The 23,036-nt window shown below is 71.2% G+C and carries 17 protein-coding genes; 9 read left to right on the top strand and 8 right to left on the bottom strand.

Going from position 1 to position 23,036, the window contains the following annotated elements; all coding sequences use genetic code 11:
* Positions 1 to 173: 173 nt before the first annotated feature.
* Entirely contained in the window at positions 174 to 1,316 is a 1,143-nt protein-coding gene (locus OV090_RS15670; RefSeq protein WP_267704465.1) for a hypothetical protein, read from the top strand.
* A gap of 22 nt (positions 1,317 to 1,338) precedes the next feature.
* On the opposite strand, the gene OV090_RS15665 is transcribed toward OV090_RS15670, so the two are convergent.
* Both OV090_RS15665 and OV090_RS15660 read right to left on the bottom strand, forming a co-directional pair.
* Entirely contained in the window at positions 1,339 to 2,799 is a 1,461-nt protein-coding gene (locus tag OV090_RS15665; protein ID WP_267704464.1) for a hypothetical protein, read from the bottom strand.
* Between the two features lie 181 nt (positions 2,800 to 2,980).
* Positions 2,981 to 3,781: a hypothetical protein gene (locus OV090_RS15660; protein WP_267704463.1), complete on the bottom strand. Its 801-nt coding sequence runs from the start codon at positions 3,779 to 3,781 to the stop codon at positions 2,981 to 2,983.
* 171 nt (positions 3,782 to 3,952) lie between these two features.
* On the opposite strand from OV090_RS15660, the gene OV090_RS15655 reads away from it, so the two are divergent.
* The 4 genes from OV090_RS15655 (at position 3,953) to OV090_RS15640 (ending at position 10,610) form a co-directional block, all read left to right on the top strand.
* Positions 3,953 to 5,362 carry a serine/threonine-protein kinase gene (locus OV090_RS15655; protein ID WP_267704462.1) on the top strand — a complete coding sequence of 470 codons (1,410 nt, stop codon included), beginning with the start codon at positions 3,953 to 3,955 and terminating at the stop codon, positions 5,360 to 5,362.
* 289 nt (positions 5,363 to 5,651) lie between these two features.
* The gene (locus OV090_RS15650; RefSeq protein ID WP_267704461.1) at positions 5,652 to 6,212 is read left to right on the top strand and encodes a TetR/AcrR family transcriptional regulator; all 561 of its coding nucleotides are present in this window, start codon (positions 5,652 to 5,654) and stop codon (positions 6,210 to 6,212) included.
* 123 nt (positions 6,213 to 6,335) lie between these two features.
* Positions 6,336 to 7,478 (top strand): efflux RND transporter periplasmic adaptor subunit, encoded by a 1,143-nt coding sequence (locus OV090_RS15645; RefSeq protein ID WP_267704460.1) that lies wholly within the window; start codon positions 6,336 to 6,338, stop codon positions 7,476 to 7,478.
* Between the two features lie 27 nt (positions 7,479 to 7,505).
* Positions 7,506 to 10,610 (top strand): multidrug efflux RND transporter permease subunit, encoded by a 3,105-nt coding sequence (locus tag OV090_RS15640; protein ID WP_267704459.1) that lies wholly within the window; start codon positions 7,506 to 7,508, stop codon positions 10,608 to 10,610.
* Between the two features lie 75 nt (positions 10,611 to 10,685).
* Here OV090_RS15640 and OV090_RS15635 read toward each other — a convergent pair whose 3' ends face one another.
* On the bottom strand, positions 10,686 to 11,297 hold the full coding sequence (locus OV090_RS15635) for a sigma-70 family RNA polymerase sigma factor (RefSeq protein WP_267704458.1): 612 nt from the start codon (positions 11,295 to 11,297) through the stop codon (positions 10,686 to 10,688).
* A gap of 102 nt (positions 11,298 to 11,399) precedes the next feature.
* Between OV090_RS15635 and OV090_RS15630 the strand changes: the two genes are divergently transcribed.
* Positions 11,400 to 14,033: a serine/threonine-protein kinase gene (locus OV090_RS15630; protein WP_267704457.1), complete on the top strand. Its 2,634-nt coding sequence runs from the start codon at positions 11,400 to 11,402 to the stop codon at positions 14,031 to 14,033.
* A gap of 848 nt (positions 14,034 to 14,881) precedes the next feature.
* On the top strand, positions 14,882 to 15,685 hold the full coding sequence (locus tag OV090_RS15625) for a hypothetical protein (RefSeq protein WP_267704456.1): 804 nt from the start codon (positions 14,882 to 14,884) through the stop codon (positions 15,683 to 15,685).
* A 227-nt stretch (positions 15,686 to 15,912) separates the two neighbouring features.
* On the opposite strand, the gene OV090_RS15620 is transcribed toward OV090_RS15625, so the two are convergent.
* The 3 genes from OV090_RS15620 to OV090_RS15610 form a co-directional block, all read right to left on the bottom strand.
* Positions 15,913 to 16,377, bottom strand: coding sequence for a hypothetical protein (locus OV090_RS15620; protein WP_267704455.1), 465 nt, complete (start codon positions 16,375 to 16,377; stop codon positions 15,913 to 15,915).
* Between the two features lie 134 nt (positions 16,378 to 16,511).
* Complete coding sequence (locus OV090_RS15615; protein WP_267704454.1) at positions 16,512 to 16,706, bottom strand: hypothetical protein; 195 nt, start codon at positions 16,704 to 16,706, stop codon at positions 16,512 to 16,514.
* Positions 16,649 to 17,407 carry a UbiA-like polyprenyltransferase gene (locus OV090_RS15610; protein WP_267704453.1) on the bottom strand — a complete coding sequence of 253 codons (759 nt, stop codon included), beginning with the start codon at positions 17,405 to 17,407 and terminating at the stop codon, positions 16,649 to 16,651. Before OV090_RS15610 ends, OV090_RS15615 begins: the two co-directional genes overlap by 58 nt.
* 390 nt (positions 17,408 to 17,797) lie before the next feature.
* On the opposite strand from OV090_RS15610, the gene OV090_RS15605 reads away from it, so the two are divergent.
* Complete coding sequence (locus OV090_RS15605; RefSeq protein ID WP_267704452.1) at positions 17,798 to 18,604, top strand: hypothetical protein; 807 nt, start codon at positions 17,798 to 17,800, stop codon at positions 18,602 to 18,604.
* Between the two features lie 148 nt (positions 18,605 to 18,752).
* On the opposite strand, the gene OV090_RS15600 is transcribed toward OV090_RS15605, so the two are convergent.
* Entirely contained in the window at positions 18,753 to 21,248 is a 2,496-nt protein-coding gene (locus OV090_RS15600; RefSeq protein ID WP_267704451.1) for a serine/threonine-protein kinase, read from the bottom strand.
* A 173-nt stretch (positions 21,249 to 21,421) separates the two neighbouring features.
* Between OV090_RS15600 and OV090_RS15595 the strand changes: the two genes are divergently transcribed.
* The gene (locus OV090_RS15595; protein ID WP_267704450.1) at positions 21,422 to 22,441 is read left to right on the top strand and encodes a PEGA domain-containing protein; all 1,020 of its coding nucleotides are present in this window, start codon (positions 21,422 to 21,424) and stop codon (positions 22,439 to 22,441) included.
* A 17-nt stretch (positions 22,442 to 22,458) separates the two neighbouring features.
* On the opposite strand, the gene OV090_RS15590 is transcribed toward OV090_RS15595, so the two are convergent.
* Positions 22,459 to 23,022, bottom strand: coding sequence for a hypothetical protein (locus OV090_RS15590; RefSeq protein WP_267704449.1), 564 nt, complete (start codon positions 23,020 to 23,022; stop codon positions 22,459 to 22,461).
* Positions 23,023 to 23,036 lie beyond the last annotated feature (14 nt).

The raw sequence follows: 23,036 nt of genomic DNA, 5'->3' as shown, positions 1-23,036 counted from the left end.
CGTCGGCGTGAGATCGCGTCACGGGTGATGCTCGCGGCCCCGGGGGCGAGGTTGCCGCCCCCGGGGCCGCGAAGCCGGTCGTTGCTCAAGCAACGAAATAAAATTTTTGAGTTGCGCCTAAGGACGCGCAAAGGGGTAGCACGGGCCGTTGGGGGTCGGTAGCTTGGTGCGCGATGTCGCGCATCACGGGTCTTGCCGTCATTTTCTACCTCGTTGGCTGCCACGCTCTGCCGCTCGCCGAGACGACGCCCTTCGGCAGCGGGGGCGGCGAGGGGACCACGAGCGGGCCGTCGACTGTGTCCACGGACGCAAACACGAGCACGACGACGGCAGCGCCGACGACGACCTCGGGCGCGGTCGAGATGTCGACCAGCGATGCGTCGATTTCGGGGTCGAGCGAGCCCGTCCTGAGCAGCAGTAGTGGCGGAATCTTGCCTGATTTCGGGGATGTGGCGCCGATCGGCTGCCAGGGCAAGGTGGACATCATCTTTGCGATCTCTGCCGATCACACGATGGAATTCGCCCAGCCGCGGCTGCTGGCGGCGTTCCCTGCGTTCGCGCAGGCGCTCGAGGAGGACCTCGGCGGGTTCGATCTGCATGTTCTCGTCACGGATTCGTCGGAGTGGTGGGCCATGAAGGATTGCTCCTTGTGTCAGGATTCGGCTGACTGCGATCCCAATGGCATGCCGGATCTGTGCGGGGCGACCGTCGACGAGTGCGATTCCACAATGGGCGCCGGCGAGAACTTCCCCGTCGGAATCGGTTCTTCCAACCGCCGCTGCAAGCTCGCGGGGGGCCACCGCTACATCACCCGCGATGAGCCCGACCTTCCCGCTGCGTTCGACTGCCTCGCCCGGGTCGGCTGGGGCGGGGCCACTCCGGCTCCCTTCAACTCGATCCTCGCGGCCGTCGATCATCCCTTGATCGAGACAGGCGTTGAACTGAACGGCCCCGGCGGCTGCAACGAGGGGTTTTTGCGCGACGACGCGCTGCTCCTGTTGGTGGTCATTCGGGATACCTTCGATCAGGAGTCGCTCGGAGGCCCTTATCAGTGGACGAAGGCCCTCTATGCGGTCAAGGGGGGCGACGAGGATGCCGTATTCGCCCTCGTCATCACCTCCGACGTCGAGCTTTCGCCGAGCTTGTGCTTTCCAGGCGAACCCCCGTTAGCCGCGACAAACCGCCTCCGGCTGTTCGGGGAGGATTACATCAAGCACGGTAAGGTCGAATCGATCTGCGCGCCCTCTTACGGTGTCTTTTTTAAAGAGACAGCGGCGCAGGTGGCCGCGCTGTGCGACCAGTTCATCCCGGAGTAGCGCTGGTAGCGGTAGGGGCGCTTCACGGGTGATGCACGCGCACCCACGCGTGATTGCCCAGAAGGCCGGCTGCCGCGCAGAAGCCACGGGAATCGCAATCGACGGCCGCCAATGTGGCCTGCGGAAACAAGTGATTGAACAGGAAGGGATCGTCGCTGCTTTTGAAGTTGACGGCGTAGGCGTCGGTATCGGTCGTCGCCACTGCCGATATTTTCTGCTCGCGATCACAGGCCACGGCCCGCATGGATGCGTCGGCCAGGTTGTCGATTCGGCGCTTGTCGCCGTTGCCGAGGGGATCGAGCCAGCGAGTTGCCGTGGTGCTGCTGTTCGGTCCGGAGCTCACCCAGCCGGCAGCCACTGGTTTTCCGCTGCAAGTGGCGACCGCAAGGAGTCCGTCCTCGTCGCCGTCGAGACCGCTCGAGGTCCAGGCACCGACTAGGGCGCCGTTCGCCGTGTAGCGCGCCGAGAAGGCCCGCGTCCACTTGAAAATGATGTTTTCTCTGACCAGACGTTCGCCGACGACGAGCAGCGTCTGACTCTCCTCCTGCCACTTGAGTGCGCGTGGATGCTCGGCGAGGTCGTTGTTGTTGTCCGCGAAGTCATCGCCCGGCAGCGGTGCTGCGAGAATTCGCGACCAGACCTTCGTGCCTGCGGCGTCGAAGCTCTCGACGAGCCCGTCGTAGGTCGGAGGATTATTATTGTCATTGGGATTGACATGCACCTCACCCACCACCACGAAGCGATTCGGCGCGGCAGTGACCCCGCTGTACGTCTGCCCCATCGGGCCGACGTACTCCCACTCGAGCGCGCCCTCGGGCGACAGCACCGCCAGGTAGGGCCGGCGTGACAGGCCCGCGCCGATGTTGGCGGCGATCACCATGCGGCCCTCGGCGTCGAGCGCCAGGCCCACGGCCTCCGAGGTCGTTGGCATCGGCTGCGGGCTCCACTGCGAGAGCTGCCACGGGTAGCCGGCTTGCGGCTGGCACGAGTCCGGGTCGAGGCGCCACACCGTGGCCTGGTACGACGGATTGGCCAGCGCGCCGACGACGACCAGCGCATCTTCAGAATAGACCGCGGCGGTAAGGCGGCCTGCGCCGACGTCTTCGGTGAATGTGCAGCGCTCGGCCCCTGTGTCCGGCATCGTGACCCACAGCATCGCAGTCGCGCTGGCGGTGAGGCCCTCGCTGTCGCGGGCGACGAGCTCGAGCGTGTACGTGCCCTCGGACGCGGCTTTCGAGGTGGCCGCGAAGCTCCACTCGAACTCGGCCGGCGGCCCGGCCCATACCTCCTCGCCGTCGACGCGCAGCTGCAGCGACACCACGTCGTCGCTGACGACGGCGTGCACCTCCGCGGTGCCGGCCTCGTGCAGCGTGTCGGGCTCGACCGTGAAGCTGGAGATCTCCGGAGGCTGGGCCGCGGGACCCTCGGACGTGGACGAGCCGGTGACGAGGTCGGTGGTGCCCGGCCACGTGGTTCCCGTCACGGTCTGCGGCGGCTCGCCGGTGGTCGTGGTCGTGCCCGTGCTCGTCGCTGCCGACGAGCCGGCTTCGCTGTCGGTCTCGTGGGGGAATCGATCCGAGCCGTCGGCCCACGACTGCGCGAAGCAGGCGGCGGCGGCGAGCGGGAGCACGAGTGTACTTCGGGACATGTGCGCGGTGCTCCGATCAGAACGCCCCGCTGAAGATGACACCGGCGGTCTCGCCGCGCACGTACGGGCTCACTCGGGTCCGCCGCTTCGCCTTCGCGAACATCGGGATCCCGACGGCCAGGGTCATCACGGCGGCGACCCCGAAGCCCAGCCCGAGCCACCGCGTCTGGTCCGCGATGCCGAACACCCGCAGGAACTCGTCCTTCTCCTCGAAGGTCATCAGGCGGTGCTCGACGATCGCCTGCGACGTGATCGACCGGGCCTGGTCGAGGTACACGCCCGACACCACGAGCGTGCCGATCATGAGCGCAGCGAGGCCTCCGCCGGCGCCGAGCAGACCTCGGCCGGTGCTGAGGCGCTCCTTGTCGTCGCGCTCGGGGACCGGCGATCGCGGCGGCTTCGTCGGGCGCGGCGCCTCGGCTTCGGACGGCGACGCGGGCGGGGGAGTCGCCGCGGCTTGCGGCGGGGCTTCGGCGGGCGAGCCGGACTTTTCACACTTATCGGCCTCGACCGCGCGGCGGCGGCGCTCGAGCGCCGAGTTGCGCGGCAGGGTCGGGTCCGCGAAGTAAGCGTCGAGCAGCGCCTTGGCCCTGCACCGGGTGTCGGTGCGGCCTTCGTCGATCCACACGCCTGCCGCCATGGCGGCCGCCAGGCGGCGGTCCTCTGGCGCGACGGACGCGGCGGCTGCGATCGGTGCGGCGAGCTCGGCGGCTTCGAGCCGGCGGTCGGCGGCGTATTCGGTGCAAGCCGGCACTAAAACTTCGGGACAGGTGCTGGGGGCTCCGACCAGCGTGAAGAACAACATGTGCGTGTACATCGTCTTACCGTCGCAGGGCCTGGTCTCGTCTCGTATACCAAGAACTTGCAGCGCCGGGGAAACATGTGCGTGTACATCGTCTTGAAGGCGCTTGGCTCACGCCCCCTCGTATACCGCAGACCTGCGGTCGTGCTATGAGACGCCATGGTCAGGCCGGATCCGAAGGCGCTCGTGGGACGCACCTTGGGCGGCGTCTACCGCATCAAGCGGCACGTCGCGGCCGGTGGCTTCGCCGACCTGTACGAGGGCTGGCACGAGGTGCTCGAGACGCCGGTCGCGGTCAAGGTGCGGCGGATGGTCGGGGCGGACGGCGACCCGGAGGACTTCGCTCGCAACGACGACTATTGCTTCGCCCACTTCAAGACCGAGGCGATCCTCGGCTTTCGGCTGCGCGACCCTCATGTGGTGCGCGTGCTCGACTTCCGCCTCGAGGCCAAGGTCGAGTACCTGGTGATGGAGTGGCTCGACGGCAAGAGCCTGCAGGGGCTCGCCGACGGGCGGCCGATGTACTGGCGGCGGGCGGTCGAGCTGATGGCGAAGGCGGCCGACGCGGTGGCGAGCCTGCACGCGGCGGGGTGGTTTCACCGCGACATCAAGCCCGACAACTTCATGGTGCTCGGCGGCGGCGACGACGACGAGCGGGTCGTGCTCATCGATCTCGGGCTGGTGCGTCAGCGGCCGCTGGCGGCGCCGATCGTGTCGCAGCTCGCCGAGCCCACGGCGTGGATCGCCCACACGCCCGGTTATTGCGCGCCCGAGGTCTACGCCCAGATCAAGGAAAAAAAGATCGAGACCTCGCCGTTCACCGAGGCCTCCGAAGTGTTCGCGCTCGGCGTGACGCTCTACAAATTGCTCACGGGCCGGATCCCCTGGGACGGTCACACCGCGCAGCAACAGCAGGCCGAGATCGCGGGCGGCTCGCCGCCGATCCCGCTGTCGCGGCTCGGCACGCACGTGCCGCCCGAGCTCGATCAACTGCTGCAGCGCGCCCTCGGCACCAATCCCGCGCGGCGGCCGAGCTCCGCGCAGGCGTTCGCCCGCGAGCTGCGGCGCGTCCAGGCGCCGTCGAAGTCGATGCCCGGGGTCGCGACTGCGCGGCCGCCCGCGGCCGACGTGGAGCGCGAGGCCGGCGAGGCGGCGCCGTGGATCGCCGCGCCGCCGGTGTCGCCCGCGAGCCCGCCGCGCTCGCGCTGGAGCCTGCTGCGATGGGCTCCGCTGGTGTTGTTGCTGGCGCTGGGCGGGTCGCTGTGGTGGCTCGTGCCTGCAGTGCCGGCGGCGCTGCAGATCGCCGAGGCGCCGCCGCCGAGCCCCGCGCCGTCGCCGGTGGTGGTGGTCGTGCCCGACGCGAAGCCGCCACCGCCGTCACCGCCGCCCGTGCCGGTCCGCCGCGCTCGACCCACTCTGGTCGATCAGCTGCGCCGCTGCCCGGCCGCGCCGTCGGGCAACGTGGCGTTCACCATCCGCGGCGGACGTCTGGGCGCCGTCGATTTCGAACCGCTGCGCGCCGACGACGAGTGGCATCAATGCGCCGCGAAGTGGGTCCGCGGTTCGAAGGACGGGCCGCTGGTCGTCCACCTGTGAGCGGCGATCGGCGCTGCGTACATTCGTCGCCGCGGTCGCATGAAAAAGTTGGTACTGCGACTCTCGGTGGGACAGTCGCACGTATGTCGGAGGACAGGGTTCGATTGCGCGTTCTCGCGCGCCGCCGGTGCACGAGCGTGCTCGGCGCGGGCGGAAAGCAGCGAACGGGCGTGAGTCGCCAAACGTTGTCTGCTGGCCCGCATTCGTGCATAAAGCAGCGGTCCGGGCGGCGGCGGCGGGCGCGAGTCCGCTTGCGAAGATACCGACCAGCCGGTATGTTTCCCGCCCCGTGTCGCTCGCCAACCAGCGCAAGAAAGAGCCGGATGTCGTGCGACAGAAGTTGCTCGATTGCGCTGCGCAGATTTTGGTCGACCGCGGCCTCGCCAACCTCACCGTGCAGGCGGTGGCCGACGCCGCGGGGGTGACGAAGGGCGGGCTGCTGCATCATTTCGCCAGCAAGCAGAGGCTGACCGAGGCGCTGTTCGCCGAGCAGCTGCGGAACCTCGACGGCGAGATCGACGCGGCCATGGCGGCGGATCCCGTCGCCCACGGACGATTCACGCGGGCATATGTCCGCAGCACCCTGCGCGTCGACAAGACCGGGCCCTGTCCGTGCGCGGCGCTCTCGGTCTCGACCCTGATCGACCCGGCGCTGCGGCAGGCGTGGGGCGACTGGTACAGGGAGCGCCTGCAACGTCACCGCGACACCGACGCCGATCCGGAGCTGCAACTCGTCCGCTACGCGGCCGACGGGGTGTGGCTGGAGGACCTGATGGCGCAGGACGGTGAACCCCCGATCGACCGCCAGACTCTCCTCACGCAAATGATCGACCTGACCCGAAAGCGGTAACGACGGAGCCTGCGGCGCTCCACGGCACCTGCGATCGTCCCCCACATTTCTACCAATGCGCGCTGCGCCTCGGACCCGGACGTCGTCCGGTCGGAGAGGTGCGAATGCGACGGGTCCTGAATCATGCAACCGTATCTCTCCTCCTCGTTCGTCCCTGGCCTGGCGCTGCTCGCCCTGCTCGTCGGGTGTGAGCCGTCGGCGACTCACGCGGCCCCCGCAAGCGAGCCGCCCGTCACCGAGGTGTCGACCGTGGTCGCCGCGACCCAGGCGGTCCCTCGCGTGCGCGAGCTGCCGGGGCGTGTCGCCTCCTCGCGCGTCGCCGAGGTCCGAGCGCGGATCTCCGGCATCGTCCTCGAGCGCGTGTTCGAGGAGGGCAGCTTCGTGCGCAAGGGCGACGTGTTGTTTCGCCTCGAGCCCACGCTCTACCGGGCGGAGCGCGACGCCCAGACGGCCGCGCTCGTGCGCGCCGAGGCGACACGCGATCAGGCGCAGCGCCACGCGAACCGCACGCTGACGCTGCTCGAGCGGCAGACCGTCAGCACTGCCCAGAACGACGTCGCCGACTCGGCGCTCAAGCAGGCCGAGGCGGACGTCGCGTCGGCGCGGGCGCGGGTGGCTCGCGCGCGCGTCGACCTCGATCACGCCACGGTGCGCGCGCCGATCAGCGGGCGGATCGGTCGCGCTCTGGTGACCGAGGGCGCGCTCGTCAACGAGGTCGCCGCCACCCACCTCGCCACCATTCAGCAGCTCGATCCGATCTACGTCGACTTCGTGCAGCCGGTCGACCTCGTCGACCCGAGCGAGCGCGACGGCGCGGCCAAGGTCGAGCTGGTGCGCGCCGACGGCAGCCTGTACGGCGAGGTCGGGCAGCTGCTGTTCACCGACGTCAGCGTCGACCCGGGCACCGCCCAGGTGACGACGCGCGCGTCGTTCCCCAACCCGGAGGGCGGCCTGCTGCCCGGGACCTACGTGCGCGTGCGGCTGGCCCGCGGGCGCGACGTCGAGGCGATCGTGGTGCCGCCGCAGGCGATCCAGCGCAGCAGCGCCGGCGAGGCGCAGGCGTACGTGGTCGACGACGCCGGCAAGATCGCGCTCAAACCACTGCGCACCGGGCCGCTCACCGAGCGCGGCTGGATCGTCGAGGAGGGCCTCGTCGCCGGCGACAACGTGGTCGTCGAGGGGTTCCAGAAGATCGGTCCGGGCGCCAGCGTGAAGGCCGTGCCCTGGGCCGCGCCGGCGCCGGCGTCGGCCACCGCGCAGCGCTGATTTTCATTCGCCCGAGGGGGCACCGTCATGATCCGCTTCTTCATCGATCGCCCGATCTTCGCCTGGGCCGTGTCGCTGTTCATCATGCTGGCGGGAGCGATCTCGCTGGTCTATCTGCCGATCTCGCAGTACCCGAGCGTGGCGCCGGTGACGGTCTCGGTGACCGCGATCTATCCCGGCGCGCCGCCCGAGCGGCTCTACGAGGGCGTCACGCGCATCCTCGAGGAGGAGCTCAACGGCATCCCGGGGGTGATGTACTTCGAGTCGACCAGCGACGCCTCGGGCACCGCGCAGATCATGGTGTCGTTCGCGCCCGGCTACGACCCGGCGAAGGCGACCGTGGCGGTGCAGAACCGGCTCAAGCGGGTCGAGGCGCGGCTGCCCCGGGTGGTGGCGCAGCAGGGCGTGCAGATCGAGGAGGCGACGACCGCCATCATGCAGTTCGTCACGGTGCGGGCGACCGACGGCAGCATGACGGAGGTCGAGCTCGGCGACCTCGCGGCCCGGCGGATCCTCGGCGAGCTGCGGCGCGTGCCCGGGGTCGGTCGCGCGACCCTGTTCTCGACCGAGAAGGCGCTGCGCGTGTGGATCGATCCGGTCCGCCTGGTCGGCTTCGGCCTCACCGCCGGCGACGTCACGGCCGCGATCGAGAGCCAGAACGCCCAGATCGCGTCGGGCACCGTCGGCGCGCCGCCGGCGGTCGACGGCCAGCGGATCGCCGCCAACGTGCTCGTCAAGGGCCAGCTCGGCACCGTCCAGGAGTTCGAGCAGATCGTCCTGCGCGCCAACACCGACGGCTCGCTGGTGCGCCTGCGCGACGTCGCCGACGTCGAGCTCGGCGGCCAGAGCTACCTGTTTCAGTCGCGCCTCGACGGCGTGCCCGCGGCCGGCATCGGCATCCAGCTCGCGCCCGGCGGCAACGCGCTGGCCACCGCCACCGGCGTTCACGAGAAGATCGCCGAGCTGATGCGGACGATGCCGGCGAACGTGGAGATCTCAGTCCCGTACGACACGACGCCGTTCGTCGAGGTCTCGATCCGCCAGGTCGTGGTCACCCTGCTCGAGGCGATGGGGCTGGTGTTCGCGGTGATGTTCCTGTTCCTGCAGGACTTCCGCTACACCATCATCCCGGCGATCGTGGTGCCGGTGGCGCTGCTCGGGACCTGCGCGGCGCTGCTGCTGGCCGGGTTCTCGATCAACGTCCTGACCATGTTCGGCATGGTGCTGGCGATCGGCATCCTCGTCGACGACGCGATCGTGGTGGTCGAGAACGTCGAGCGCATCATGGCCGAGGAGGGGCTCGGGCCGAAGGCGGCGACGCGCAAGGCGATGAGCCAGATCACCGGGGCGATCATCGGCATCACGGTGGTGCTGATCGCGGTGTTCCTGCCGATGGCGTTCTTCCCCGGCTCGGTCGGCGTGATCTACCGCCAGTTCGCGGTGTCGATGGCGACGTCGATCGCCTTCTCGGCGTTCCTCGCGTTGTCGCTGACACCGGCGCTGTGCGGCACGCTGCTGCGCCCGCACACCGCGGAGCACGGCCGCGCGCGCCGCGGGCCGTTCGCGTGGTTCAACCGCGGCTTCGAGGCCCTGACGATGGGCTACCGCGCCGGCGTGGGCGGGGTGCTGCGCCGGCCGGCGCGGTCCCTGGTGGTCTACGTGGCCCTGCTCGGCGCGCTGGCGTGGTGCTACCAGCGGCTGCCGTCGAGCTTCCTGCCGACCGAGGACCAGGGCTATCTGATCGTCGACGTGCAGACCCCGCCGGAGGCGTCGCAGGAGCGCACGCTCGACGTGATCGAGAAGATCGAGGCGCACTTCGCCAGCGATGCGGCGGTCGCCAGCGTCGCCACGATCGCGGGCTTCGGGTTCTCGGGCCAGGGTCAGAACGCGGCGCTCGCGTTCATCATGCTCGACGACTGGTCGCAGCGCGGGCCGGAGGACTCGGCCGACGCCGTGGGCAGGCGGGCCAACGCCGCGCTGGGCGGGATGGCCGACGCGATCGCGTTCGCCCTCGCGCCGCCGGCGATCGAGTCGCTCGGCAACTCGAGCGGCTTCAGCTTCCGCCTGCAGGACAAGGCGCAGCGCGGGCAGAAGGCGCTGGCGGCGGCCCGCGATCAGCTGCTCGCGGCGGCCTCGCAGAGCCCGGTGCTGGCCAACGTGTACGTCGAGGGTCTGCCGACGGCGCCGCAGATCGAGCTCCGGGTCGACCGCGACAAGGCGAACGCGCTCGGGGTCCAGTTCGGGGCGATCAACCAGACGCTGTCGACCAGCCTCGGCTCGGGCTACGTCAACGACTTCCCCAACCAGTCGCGGATGCAGCGGGTGATCGTCCAGGCGGACGCGGCCCGGCGCATGAAGGCGGAGGACCTGCTCGACCTGTTCGTGCGCAACAGCGAGGGCAAGATGGTGCCGATGCGCGCGTTCGCCGAGGTGGCGTGGACGATGGGGCCGTCGCAGGTGGCGAGCTTCAACGGCTACCAGACCATCAAGTTCAGCGGCATGGCGGCGCCGGGGCGCGCCAGCGGCGACGCGATGGCCGAGATGGAGCGCCTCGCGGGCCAGCTGCCGGAGGGCTTCGACCACGCATGGACCGGCCAGTCGCTGCAGGAGAAGCTGTCGGGCAGCCAGGCGGTCTATCTGCTGGCGCTGTCGCTGGTGTGCGTGTTCCTGTGCCTCGCGGCGCTGTACGAGAGCTGGTCGATCCCGCTGGCGGTGCTGCTCGTCATCCCCACCGGCGTGCTCGGCTCGGTCCTCGCCATCCTGTGGCGCGAGCTGCCCAACGACGTCTACTTCAAGGTCGGCCTCATCACGATCATCGGCCTGACCGCGAAGAACGCGATCCTCATCATCGAGGTCGCCAAGGAGCTGGTCGCAGAGGGCCGCTCGGTCCGCGCCGCGGCGGTCGAGGCCTGCCGGCTGCGCTTCCGCCCGATCGTCATGACCTCGCTGGCGTTCATCCTCGGCGTGGTGCCGCTGGCGATCGCCTCCGGCGCGAGCTCGAACAGCCAGCGGGCGATCGGCACCGGCGTGCTCGGCGGGATGCTCGCGGCCACGGTGCTGGCGATCTTCGCCACCCCGCTGTTCTTCGCGCTGATCGCCGCGGCCTCGCGCAAGAAGGCCGAGCCCGAGTAATCTTTCGGGACATGCCCGTTCGGACATGCCCGATGCGGCATGTCCGCGACGACATGTCCCTTCGGGCGCAGAAAGTCAGGCGCGGCCGAGCTGGTCGCGCAGCTCGCGGGCCCAGCGCTCGAGGTCGTGGAGGGTCGCCTCGGCGAGCTCGGGCGCGGGGGCGAGGGCGCGGAGGTGGTCGCCGAGCAGCTCGCGGGCGCGGCGGAGGCGGCTGCGGACGGTGCCCTCGGGCAGCTCCAGCGCGGCGGCGATGGCCGGGGCCGGGTAGCTCTCCCAGTAGAACAGCTCGACGACGATCTGCAGCTCGAGCGGCAGCGAGCGCAGGGCGTGATAAAGCAGCTGGAGGTGCTCGCGGCGGTCGACCAGGGCGCTGGGCGACTCGCCGAGATCGGCGACCGAGACCGTGTCGCCGTCGAAGATGCCGTCGCGGTACTGGTCGCGGAAGCGGCGGAGCAGCAGCTTGCGCGCGATCCCGAACAGGTAGGCGCGCACCGGCACGCCCTCGGGGAGGTGCTCGCTGCGCTCGACGAGGGCGAGGAAGGTGCGCTGCACGAGGTCCTCCACGCCGGTCTGGACCTTGCTGTAGAAGAAGCGCGCGATCGGCTCGAAGTGGCGGGAAAACAGGCGGCTGCCGGCGCGCTTGTCCCCGTCTCGCCAGGCGGCCACCAGCGCCTCGTCGGTCTCCACGCGGCGATGGTAGTCGGGCGCGCGGCGGGCGGCGAAAAAAAATCGTCACCGGGGGTGATCGATCGGCATCCTCGTGGAACGTCGCGGGCAAGAGCCTCCCCCATGACCGCGGCCGCCCTCGAACGCCTCAGCCCGAGCTCCGACACGTTGCAAGCCTCCGACGACGTCCTCCTGCACCCGCTCGAGCAGATCCGCCGCCAGGTCGCGGCGTCGCTGTTCGACGAGCCGCACGAGCCGAGCGCGATCGGCCGGTTCCAGGTGCTGCGGGTGGTCGGCGCCGGCGGGATGGGGGTGGTCTACGCGGCCCGCGATCCGCAGCTCGACCGCACAGTCGCGCTCAAGCTGCTGCGCCCCGGCCAGCTCGGGCCGCTGGCGCAGCAGCGGCTGCTGCGCGAGGCGCAGGCGATGGCGCGGCTGCAGCACCCGAACGTGCTCGCGGTGTTCGACGCCGGGATCCACGCCGGGCAGGTGTGGCTGGCGATGGAGTACGAGGGCGGCGGGACGCTCGGCGACTGGCTGCGGGCGGCGCCGCGGCGCTGGCAGGAGGTCGTCGAGGTGTTGACGCAGGCCGGGCGCGGGCTGGCGGCGGCGCACGCGGCGGGGCTCGTGCATCGCGACTTCAAGCCGGCCAACGTCCTCGTCGGCGGCGGGCGAATACGGATCTCCGACTTCGGCCTCGCGCGGCTCGGCGAGGACGCGGTCGCCGAGGCCGAGCGCACCGCCGACGAGCACGCGGCCGCGCTGGCCGAGCCGATGACGCGCACCGGCGCGGTGCTCGGCACGCCGGCGTACATGGCCCCCGAGCAGTTGATGGGCCTCCAGGCTACTGCGCGCAGCGACCAGTTCGCGTTCTGCGTGGTGCTGTTCGAGGCGCTGCACGGGCACCGGCCGTTCCGCGGCGAGACCCTGGCGCAGCTGTGCGAGGCGTTCGCGGGCAAGGAGCTGGTCAGGCCCACCCGGGCGCTGCCGCGGGCGCTGCAGGCGGTGCTGACGCGCGGGCTGCAGATCGATCCCGCGGCCCGCTACCCGTCGATGGACGCGCTGCTGGCCGCGCTGGCCCGCGCGAGCGCGTCGCGGGCGTGGCGGCCGGCGCTGATGGTCGCGGGGGTGGCTGTCTCTTCGGCCATGGCCTTCGGGGCCTATGTCTATTCTTCAAAGGAGCCGCCGACCTCGTCGGCGGCCGTCGTGACGGAGGAGCTGGGCTTCAAGTACAACGACCGCCCGGGCAAGGACATCGACGAGGTGTGGAACACGGAGCGGGCGCGGGCGCTGCGGTGGGCGCTGCCGCGGGCGCGCGACGAGGTCGACATGCTGGTGCTGGCGCTCGACGCCTACGCGGCGCGCTGGCTCGAGGTCTCGGCGAAGCCGTCTGCGACCAAGGATCAGTTCAACTGGACCAACACCTGCCTGGCCGACCGGCTCACCGCGCTCGACGATCTGGTGATCGCGGCGGGCGAGGGCGTGCGCGAGAGCGCGATGCTGGTCGGCAACGCCCACGAGTTCTTGCCCGACCTCGCCGACTGCGAGCAATCGTCGCAGTACAACACGCTCACCAGTCAGGGCTTCGCGCCGACGCGGAGGATGAGCTGGCGGGCGCGTCTGCTGATGGCGGGAGGTTTCGGGCCGCGGGCGCTGCACGCGGCGCGCTTGCCCGAGCTGGGCAAGGGGTTCGAGGCGCTGGGTTCGGCGCACCTGCTGGGCGACGCGCGCGTCAACGCGGAGATCGAGCTCGCCACCGCGCTGCTCGGCTTCCACGACCCGACGGACGAGCCGAACACGTACTCGTACACCGACCCGCGGACGGGCGAGCGCATCGTCCACAGCGAGCGTCAGCTGCCGCCGCGGGCGCGCACCCTCAAGCTGCTGCAGGGGATCGCGGAGAGGAGCGCGGCCGCCGGGTTCGCCGACGTCGCCGCGCGAGCCTGGGCCGCGACGGCCGAGCTGCTCGAGGCCGGCCCGCACAGCGAGCGCGCGCGAATGGCCGCGTGGGACGGCCTGCGCGCGGCGCTGGCCAAGTTGCCGGCGGAGCACCGGCTGCGGCGCCGGTTGGCCGCGGACCTGGCGATCTTCGCGGCCGCGCACGTGCGCCACGCGGTGCCCGCGGGCAGCTGCGTCGCCCCGGACGGCACTTTGCCGGCGTGCGAGGTCGTGCGCGGGGCGCTGGACGACTTCGCCACCGCGCTGCGCGGCGAGCTCGATCCATCACGGCGCGGGTGGCTGCGAAGGCAGCAGGCGGCGCTGCTCGAGTACGTCGGCGACGTCGCGGGCGCGGCGGCGCTGCGCCAGAAGGACGCCGGCGAGCTCGACGAGCGCAGCCCGCAGGAGCGCGGCTACCTCGACTTCTCGGTCGGCACGATCGTGCCGCACACGCCGGACACGGCCGAGAGCCTGCGCTGCACCTACGACCACAGCCGCTGCGAGATCGATCCGGCCGTCCTGAAGGGGGAGATCGATCCCGAGGCGCTGCTCGAGGGCAGCTGGTTCATGCCGGACCAGGAGGACGGCCAGCTCGTCGGCTTCCGGGTGATGGTCGCCCACGGCAGCGAGGTGATGCGCCGGCTCGACCTCGCGGTGCGCGACCGAATCGTCGCCGTCGACGGCGCGCCGGTGGGCCCGGACTTCATGTGGGACACCGAGGCGGTGCTCGGCCGCGGGCGCCTGACGCTGACGCTCGATCGCGGCGGGACCACGATCGAGCGGGAGTACGTGCTGAGGGCCCCGCGAGCGGGCGATTGACGATTCGACCGGCGAGGCCTCTCGCGGTGTTGACATTGATCCACCGGGCCGAGCCGCGGCCCGGGAGGACCTCACTGGCAGACATGGGGCGCCCGATGGGGCAGATCGGTTCTGGAACGTGTTTCAATGGGCCATGTCGGTGACGGCGAATCGCAGTTCGCCCCTCAACTGGCACGAATGACGGGGAAATGGCGGTAGCGTCGCGCAACGACCGCGACGAATGTCGGCACCTGCGTCCTGACGGGGCGCGAGCGCGGACCCGAGGGGACGCCGGCGCGAGCGAGCTGTGCGGGCCGCCCTGTGGCCATTCGCCGGCGGGGCGACGATCCGCGAGATCGAGCCCGCAGCGGCTCCGGGACAGCTCCTGCGGGCGGGCTCATGCTTGTGGCGGGGCGGGAGAACGACGGCCTCGGGGTGCGCTGGTTACTCGGGCCTACAGTCCGACTGTGCCGGCGCTGAATTGGGCGTTCGCGCGGCGTTTCGCCGTACCAATTCGCCTGCAATCATTGCACAACTACCGTGATTTGCGGCGCGGCAACCGCAGGTCGGGCGCCTGCGGCCGGGCTCGGCGCCGTCGATTCACAGTTGCACTCGGTGCCCGCAAAATCGCTTCAAACAGGCTCCTGGCGGGTCTGGCGAGCTCGTAGCGCCCTGTCGACGCGGTCTGCAGGCCCCGGCTGCAACCGCTCACCCCCGATTTTTCTGCTTGCCCGCCTCAAGGTGCTCACCATGGTTGACTCGTCAATGTCGCCTGCGGGACGGTCCGCGGCGATTCGATAAACCCCTCGCTGTGTAGACCCCCATCTACCAGTGACCCGCACACTCTTGTGCCCTGAAAGGAACTTGCCATGTCTCGCATCATCTCTTCGTTCTTCGTCGCCCTCTCGTTCGCCACCGCCGCCGGCTTCGCCTACACGACGACCGACGCCGATGCTCACGGCTGCGAGAACGGCTGTGGAGGAGGAGGTTGGGGAGGGCTGGGTCTCGACCTCGACCTCGGCATCGACCTCGACATCGACGTCGATGTCGACCTCGACCTGGGCACCTGCTACGACATCGACGTCGATCTCGGAGCTGATTGCGCGATCGTCACCGACATCGACGCAGAGCTTTACTGCGATCCGCTCAGCGTCGAAGCCGCGTGCATCGCCCAGCTCGGGGTCGACTGCGGCATCGATGCGTTCCTCGGCTGCGTGGCCGACATGACCGCGCACTGCGAGGCGGAGATCGAGGCCGGCGGCGCGCTGTTCTGCGACGGCGTGTTCCTCGGCGCCGACAGCTGCCTCGACGGCCTGGACGGCCTGCTCGACGGCCTGCTCGACGGCCTCCTCGACATCGACCTCGACATCGACGCGTGCTTCGACGTCGACCTCGGCGTCGATGTCGACCTCGACCTCGACATCTGCCTCGACGTCGGCCTGGGCGTGGACGTCGGCTGCGAGGTCGCCCTGGGCGTCGAGTGCCTGGCGAAGTGCGACCCGATCGCGGTCGAGGCGGCCTGCATCGTCGAGCTCGGCGAGGACTGCGGCCTGCACGAGATGGCGGCCTGCCAGGCCGGCCTGATGGCCCATTGCGTGGCGGCCTGCAACCTCGGCGGCGCGCTGTTCTGCGACGGCGACATCTACGCCGGCTTCTTCTTCTGCGGCGAGTGATCGCCGTAGAGAGCCCCGGCCCGCGACCGCCCCGCGCGGTCGCGCCGGGCCACGACTTCGACGAGAGCGGCGAGCTCGCGACAGATGGACCCCTTTGCGAGCTCGCCGCGTCTCGTCCCCTTCTTTATTTAGAGAGATTGCGCGAGCGCAGCGTCGCAGATGTCCCCGAGGACATGCGATGATTGCCTCGCGCTCTTTGTTTGACTGTTACTTGATAGGTATGTCCGTCAGGCCTCGGTCGGCAGCATGCGGCGGAGGCGGGCGAGGCCGCGGAGGACCTCGTCGCGGTGGCGGGCGAGGATCAGCCAGCGCGGCAGGCGGGCGATCCGGTAGCGGTCGGGCAGGAACAGGCGCAGGCGCTCGCGCAGCGGGCTGCGCACGTAGTCCTCGAGCTCCTGCAGGTGCTCGGTGCCGGTGGCCCACAGCACGTGGCCGCAGCAGTCGGTCTGCAGCCAGTGACGCAGGCCGATCGGCTCCTCGCGGATGGCCCCGCACGCGGGGCAGTGCATCCGGCGCTGACGCGACGGCGGGGTGTCGTCGCTGTACAGGGTGACGAGGCGCGCGCAGCCGTCGCAGCGGGGACAGGCGACGAGGATCGACTCGCGCGTGCCGGGCTTCAGGGGCTGCGGCTCGCGGTCGTGGAGCTGCCGGAAGCGCAGCGGCGGTCCGGGGCGGCGGAGGCGTTTCGGCACGCGAGCAGCGTCGCACGAGCGGAGGGGCGAGCGCGAGCCGGGAGCTCCGCCGAAGTCACACCAAGGAGGATATGTCTCTTCGGACAGACGGTCGCGAGCTCGCTGCGCCGGGAGATCGGCTCGCGGTCGCGGCGCTAGACCAACGTGGCGATCAGGGCGCAGGCGAGGTAGGCCATGCTGATGTAGCCGTTGAGGTCGAAGAACGCCTTGTCGATGCGGCTGAGGTCGCCGGGGCGGACGATCGCGTGCTCGTAGACGAGGATCGCGGCGATCAGCGCGACCCCGACGGCATGGGCGACGCCGAGCCCCTCGCGCAGGTGGACGACCACCAGCGCGGCGACTGTGCCGACGTGGAGGAGGGCGCTGAAGACCAGGGCGCCGACGGTGCCGAAGCGGACGGGATCGAGTGCAGCCGCTGCTCGCGGTCGAAGGTCTCGTCCTGCAGGCTGTAGAGGATGTCGAAGCCGGCGACCCAGGTGGCGACCGCGAGCATCAGCCACAGCGGGGTGGCGGGCGCGGCGAGGTCGCTGGTGACGGCCACCCACGCGCCGCCGGGCGCGAGCGAGAGGGCGAGCCCGAGCACCAGGTGGGCCGACCACGAGAAGCGCTTGAAGAGGCTGTAGGCGAGGACGACGATCAGGCAGCCGGGGGCCAGCAACAACGGGACAGGTCCCAAGAGCCAGGCGCAGCCGAGGAAGGCGAGCGACGAGAGGACGGTCAGCAGGACCGCGGCCCGCAGCGAGACCAGCCCGGCCGGCAGCTCGCGCATGGCGGTGCGCGGGTTGGCGGCGTCGATCCGGCGATCGACGATTCGATTGAAACCCATGGCGGCGGTGCGCGCCGCGGTGAAGGCGAGGACGATCAGCGCCAGGCGCCCGAGGTCCAGGCCCGCGCCGCCGTGCGCGAGCGCGTGCCGGTGCGCGAGGGCGACCGCGGCCAGCGCGAACGGCAGGCCGAAGACGGTGTGGCTGAAGCGGACGAGGCCGCCGAGGCGACGCACGACGAGCCACGGGGCCGGAGCTGCGGTCACGCGCGCAGTGTAGCAGCGCGCGGCGCGTGGAGGCCGCGGCGGTCGGTCGCAGGGACGTGCGGAAGGGCAACTCGCGGGGGCGGCGAGGCGGGGGGGCTGCAAGCGCGGCGCGGGGGCGAGATCCGCAGCGGCCGCCGACGGCTGCTCGGGGGTGGACGGGGGGATGTCCTCGGGGACAGGTGGCCGTCGCGAACTGTTTCGCATGTCCTGAAAGACAGGTGCCATTCGGCGGCTGTCTCGTCGGTGCGCTCAAGGAGCGCCCCATGGCGCGGGTGTCATGACGCGGCCGCCATGCCTTGCGCTCGTGGTGTGCGGTTTGTTCGCGAGAGCGGCCGTCGCCAGCGGCTTCATGCCTTTGGCGGGCCCGGACTCGCGTGCTATGCCGTCGCCATGCTTCCTGTTCATGCCTTGAGGGTGCGCGTGATCATCGGGTTGTGCTGTGGGGCGCTGGCGTGCTCCACCGAGAAGGGCGGGTCATCGGATACGTCTCCTCAGGAGACAGAGGGCGCGACGGAGGGCGCGACGGAGGGGACGCCGACCGAGACGGGCGAGGAGCCGACGGCGGGCGAGACCGAGGGCGCGCTGCCGGCGGCCTGTGAAGAGGCCGACCCGGCGGTGTCGGTCGACTTCGAGGTCGCGATCGACGGTAAGGCCGGCGTGCACGAGATCGACCTGCCGTGCACGGTCGACGCGGTGGCGGCCGAGGGGGACAAGTCGGTCACCTCGCTGACCTGCGACGAGGGGGGCACGCCGCGGGCCGTGACGCTGAGCCTGCCGATCGCGCCCGAGGGCGAGGTCGCCTGGGCGGCCGGTGACAGCGTGCAGCTCGACTCGGGCTCGCAGGACCTCGACGTGATCTCGGAGAAGTGGCTCGAGCTGCGCGGGGCCGACGACGCGCTGCTGGCCGCCGGCGTCGCGCCGCGCAACGGGGAGCTGCCCGCCGGGCTGTTCGCGCCGATCGTCATCGCGCCGGTGACCGCCTGCGGGCCCGCCGGCTTCGACCTGGAGGTCAGCTCGTTCCAGCTCGACTTCACGCTCGCGGACCAGACGCTGAGCGTGTTCTCCGGCCACCGCGGCGAGCTGGTCGCCGGCCCGGGCGAGAGCTTCGCAGTCGATGTCGACACGGCGCAGTACAACGAGTGCTGCCACTCGGAGGAGATCTTCGCGCTGCTGCTCCGGCGGGTGAAGACGGAGTAGCGGCGCGACGCCGGTGACGCAGGAGGCGTCGGCGTGGACCGCTTGCGCGGCGCCGGCGCCCCGTAGCAGCGCAGCATGTCTCCGAGGACATGCCGATCGGGGCATGTTTTCAAGAGCATGCCCGATCGGACATGCTCTCACGGTCAGCTCACTTGCCGAGCTTGGCCTTGAGCTTGGTCAGGCGCTCGTCGGCGTCGCGCGAGCCGAGCTCCTTGGCCTTCTCGTAGGCGCGGCGGGCGTCGGCGTAGCGCAGCAGTTTGAAATAGGCGTCGCCGAGCTTGAGGTGGTAGAGGGCGGTCTTCGGCGCGGCGGCGATCGCCTTCTCGGCGTAGTCGGCGGCGCGCTGGTGGGCGCCCTTGTCGAACTCGAGGTCCGACAGGCCGATCAGCGCCACCGCGTTGCGGTTGTCGGACGCGAGGGCCTGGTGGAACAGGGTCTCGGCGCGCTTGCGGTCGCCGCCGGCCAGCGCGGCGCGGGCGTCCTGGGCCAGCGCCGTCGACTGCTTGCTGTCGCGTTTGCTGCTCGCGGTCGGCTTGCCCGGGGTCTGCGGGGTCGGCTCCGGGTCGGAGGCGGTCGCCGGCCCGGGGCTCGTGCCCGGGGCGGTCGCCTCGGGCGCGGGGTCGCTGGTGCGGCGCCCCTTCGGCCGCGCCTGCGTCGACTGGACCAGCTTCTCGGCCGAGGCGGCGATCACCAGCGACGTGCTGTCCTCGCCGTCGACCAGGTCGAGCAGCGCCTGGTCGCGCTTGGCCGTGTCCTGCTCGGCGAGGGCCACCAGCACGCCGGTGTTGCGCAGCTCGGCCTGGGTGAAGCCGCCGCTCAGGGCGCGATCCTCGAGGTCGGAGACGAAGCCCGGGGTCACGCCGGAGCGCTCGCGGGCGCGGACGTCGCCCGGGTCGAACAGCACGGCCTGGATGTAGAAGTCGCGGGCGAACGGCTTGCCGCCGTCCATGTCCCAGTACTGGTCGCCGAGGCGGACCAGCGTCTGCGCGAACTCCTCGCGCAGCTCGGTGGCCTTGCCAGCGGCGAGAGTGCGGGCCCCGCCGCGCAGCTCCTCGAGCGCGCGGATCTTCAGCAGCGCGGTGAGGTCGGGCTCGTTCTCCGGCGGATAGACCCAGTGGGCCCGCGCGCCGGCGGCTCGCGCCTCGTTGACGAGGTTGTCGACCATGACCTGCTCCTCGGGCGCCGGCAGCCGGCGCAGGTTCCACAGCGCCAGCGCGAGCAGCAGCGCGAGCAGGGTGCTGGCCCCGGCGATCGCCGGCCACAACCACCGCCGACGCTGCCGGATCACCCCGGGCTGCGGCATGTCCTTGCGCAGCCGCTCGTAGCGGTCGGGGTCGACGTCGGGCAGCGCCAGGTCGTCGTAGGCGGTGTGCAGGCCGGCGGCGATCTGGGCCTCGCACAGCGCGGCCTCGACGTCCCGCATGTCGCGGAAGCGCCGCGTCGGCTCCTTCTCGAGGCAGCGCAGGATCACCGCCTCGAGCGCCGGGTGCACCGCGCCGGGCGGGCACAGCTCCGACGGCGGCGTCGGGTCCTGCGTCAGCTGGTTCTCGAGGATCTCCTCGATCGTCGGCGCGACGAACGGCGGCTTGCCGACCAGTAGCTCGTAGGCGGTGCAGCCGAACGAGTACATGTCGAGGCGGCCGTCGAAGCTCTGGCCCAGCACCTGCTCGGGCGCCATGTAGTGCGGCGTGCCGGCGGCCCCGGCGTCGGTCTCGGCGTGGACCGTGGCGATGCCGAAGTCGACGACCTTGACCCAATCCGCCTTGCCGTTGTGCGTGACGAGGATGATGTTGTCGGGCTTGACGTCGCGGTGGATGATCCCGACCTCGTGCGCCGCCGCCAGGCCCTTGCACACCTGGCGCAGGATCCCGATCATCCGCGCCTGGTCCATGGGACACTTGTCGAGCTCGCTGTCGAGGCCGTGGCCGTTCAGCAGCTCCATCGCGAACATCAGGCGGCCGTCGGGCAGCTCGCCGAAGTCGAAGATCTCGACGATGTTGGGCGAGCCGATCCGGCTGGCCGCGCGCGCCTCGTCGCGGAAGTGGGCCGCCTGCTGCGGGTCCTCGCTGGCCTCGGGGCGGAGGATCTTGAGGGCCACGCGGCGCTCGATGTCCTCGTGCTCGGCCTCGTAGACGACGCCCATGCCGCCCTCGCCGAGCCAGCGGATCAGGCGGTAGCGCGTGCCGGGGACGCGGCGGCCGGGGAGCAGGCGGACCTGCTTGCCCTCGGCGTTGACCTGCGAGCTGCTGCTGCGCGTGGAGATCCGGCCAGAGATAGCGACTGCGCGGCCGGTCTTGCCGGCGAGCGGGCGCGCGAGCGGTCGGCTCTTGTCGAGGTCGTCGAGGCTGCTCGGCTCCTTGCGCGTGATGGCGTCGGGACGGCCGGGCGCGGCGTCTTCGGGGCCGCTCGGCTCCTTGCGCGTGATGGCGTCGGGGCGGCCGGGCGCGTGCTCGAGGCCGGCAGGCTCCTTGCGAGTGACTGCGCGGTCGTCCTGGCGCAGCGCCGGTGGTTCGCGGCCGAGGTGGTCCTTGCGAGTGACGGCGCGATCGTCGGTGCGGGGCTCGGCGGGCGGCTCGTCGAACGAGATCGTCCAGGAGTCGACGGCCGCGGTGGGGCCAGCGGGGCCGCGCGGCGGGGCGGGCACGAGCGGGGCCGGGATCAGGTCTCGGGGCGGCGCGGGCATCCGGGCGGGCGCCTCGAGTGTGGGCGGCCATGGGGGGGCGCGACAAGGGGCGAGTGTCGTGATGCGCGGTTTCGCGCGGTGCGAGCGCGCCCGGGGAGGCCCTGGGCCGAGGGCGTTGATGCTAGGGTAGAGCGGTGCGGGTCCCGCTTTGCGTGCTTCTGGGCTGGCTGCTGGCGATGCCGCCCGTCGGGGTCGTGTGGGCCGCGCCACCCGGGGGTGCGGCGGCGCAGGACGATTCGGTGCGGATCGCCGTGGTGCCGCTGCGCGTGGGGGGCGGCCAGGTCGACGAGGCGACGCGCACGGGCTGGGTCGCGGGGCTGCGGCGCGGGCTTCAGCGCGGCGACTTCACTCTCGTCGAGCAGGACGTGGCCGACCGCGTCGGCGAGCCGGGCTGCGAGCGGCAGGCGTGCCTCGACGCGCTGCGCGAGGCGGGTGCGACCCATCTGGTGCGCACCGGCATCACGATGAAGAGCCGCGACTACTTGCTCGAGCTCGAGCTGGTCGACGCGGGCTCCGGCGCGGTGATCTTCAAGTCGCAGGAGCGGTGCGAGATCTGCGGCGTCGGCGAGGTCGCCGACCTGCTCGACTCCCAGGGCGCGCTGCTGCAGACGCGGCTCGCGGTGCTCGGCAAGGGGCCGCCGGTGCTGGTGCTCGACACCCGGCCGAGCGGCGCGCTGGTCCACGTCGACGGCGAGGTCGTCGGCAAGACCCCGCTCGAGCGGCCGTTGCTCGCCGGGGCGCGGAAGATCCGGGTCACTCTCGGCGGCTACGTCGCCGAGGAGCGCGAGCTGACGTTCGTCGCCGGCGCCCGCGAAGAGGTGGTGATCGAGCTGCAGCGCACGCCGGGCAACCCGCGTCAGCGCGCGCTCGGTGGGGCGGCGCTCGGTGGCGGGCTGGCGCTGTTCGGGGCCGGCGTGGCCTTGCTCGCGCTCGACGACTTGCCGTTCAAGAAGCGCTGCACGGGGACTGAGGTCGACGCCGACGGCGACTGTCGCTGGCTCTACAACACCGGCTGGGGCGGGGCGGCGCTGGCGGTGTCGGGGGCGGTGCTGGTGACTTTGGGGATCGTCGCACTGGTGCGCAATCGCGCGCCGAGGCCGGCTCGGAGCGCGCGGGTGCTGCCGACCGGGCTGGGGGTGATGGCGCGGTTTTGAGCGCGCTGCGCCCGCGATCATTTGCCGACGGCGGCGACCTCGGCGGCGTCCTGGCAGGTCAGCACGCAGGTCGCGCGGTTGGTCGAGTTCAGGCTCTTGTCGGCGAAGCAGGAGTTGACGCAGCCAGTGAAGCTGGCGGCCGCGGCCTTGAACTTCTCCTTCGACGGGCCGCCCGGCATGCTCTCGATCGCGGCCTCGGCGGCGTCGTCGCAGGTGAGCTTGCAGGTCTCGCGGTTGGTCGCCTTCTTCTCGGACACGCAGTCGGTGTAACAGCCGCTGTACGAGCGGACGACCGAGGCGACGTCGGTGGCGGAGCCGGTGGGCAGCAGGTCGGTGGCGGGCGGCGGCGTGGTCGGCGTGTCGGAGCCGGTGGCCGGGCGCTTGGGCTTGGGCTCGGCGGGCGGCGTGTCGGAGCTGCGATCGACCGCCGGGACCGCCGGCGTCGGGCCTGGTTTACGCTGCTCGGCGGAGTCGTCGCAGGCGACGAGGAGCGCGCCGCCGAGGAGGAGCCCGCGAGCAATCACGGCCCAGCGGGCCTGCACGCGGGACAGGGTGTGACAGATCTGGGTCCTCGTGGTCATGCCGCAAGCATACA

Source organism: Nannocystis sp. RBIL2, from assembly GCF_026626745.1.
GTDB lineage: Bacteria > Myxococcota_A > Polyangia > Nannocystales > Nannocystaceae > Nannocystis.
The sequence above is the reverse complement of the archived record's forward strand: the minus strand, read 5'-3'. Positions and strand labels throughout refer to the sequence as shown.

Bases quoted from the DNA above. Each gene is read 5' to 3' on its own strand.
- OV090_RS15640 (WP_267704459.1), top strand. From the start codon at position 7,506: ATGATCCGCTTCTTCATCGATCGCCCGATCTTCGCCTGGGCCGTGTCG.
- OV090_RS15645 (WP_267704460.1), top strand. From the start codon at position 6,336: ATGCAACCGTATCTCTCCTCCTCGTTCGTCCCTGGCCTGGCGCTGCTC.
- OV090_RS15670 (WP_267704465.1), top strand. From the start codon at position 174: ATGTCGCGCATCACGGGTCTTGCCGTCATTTTCTACCTCGTTGGCTGC.
- OV090_RS15605 (WP_267704452.1), top strand. From the start codon at position 17,798: ATGCTTCCTGTTCATGCCTTGAGGGTGCGCGTGATCATCGGGTTGTGC.
- OV090_RS15590 (WP_267704449.1), bottom strand. From the start codon at position 23,022: ATGACCACGAGGACCCAGATCTGTCACACCCTGTCCCGCGTGCAGGCC.
- OV090_RS15660 (WP_267704463.1), bottom strand. From the start codon at position 3,781: ATGTACACGCACATGTTGTTCTTCACGCTGGTCGGAGCCCCCAGCACC.
- OV090_RS15625 (WP_267704456.1), top strand. From the start codon at position 14,882: ATGTCTCGCATCATCTCTTCGTTCTTCGTCGCCCTCTCGTTCGCCACC.
- OV090_RS15630 (WP_267704457.1), top strand. From the start codon at position 11,400: ATGACCGCGGCCGCCCTCGAACGCCTCAGCCCGAGCTCCGACACGTTG.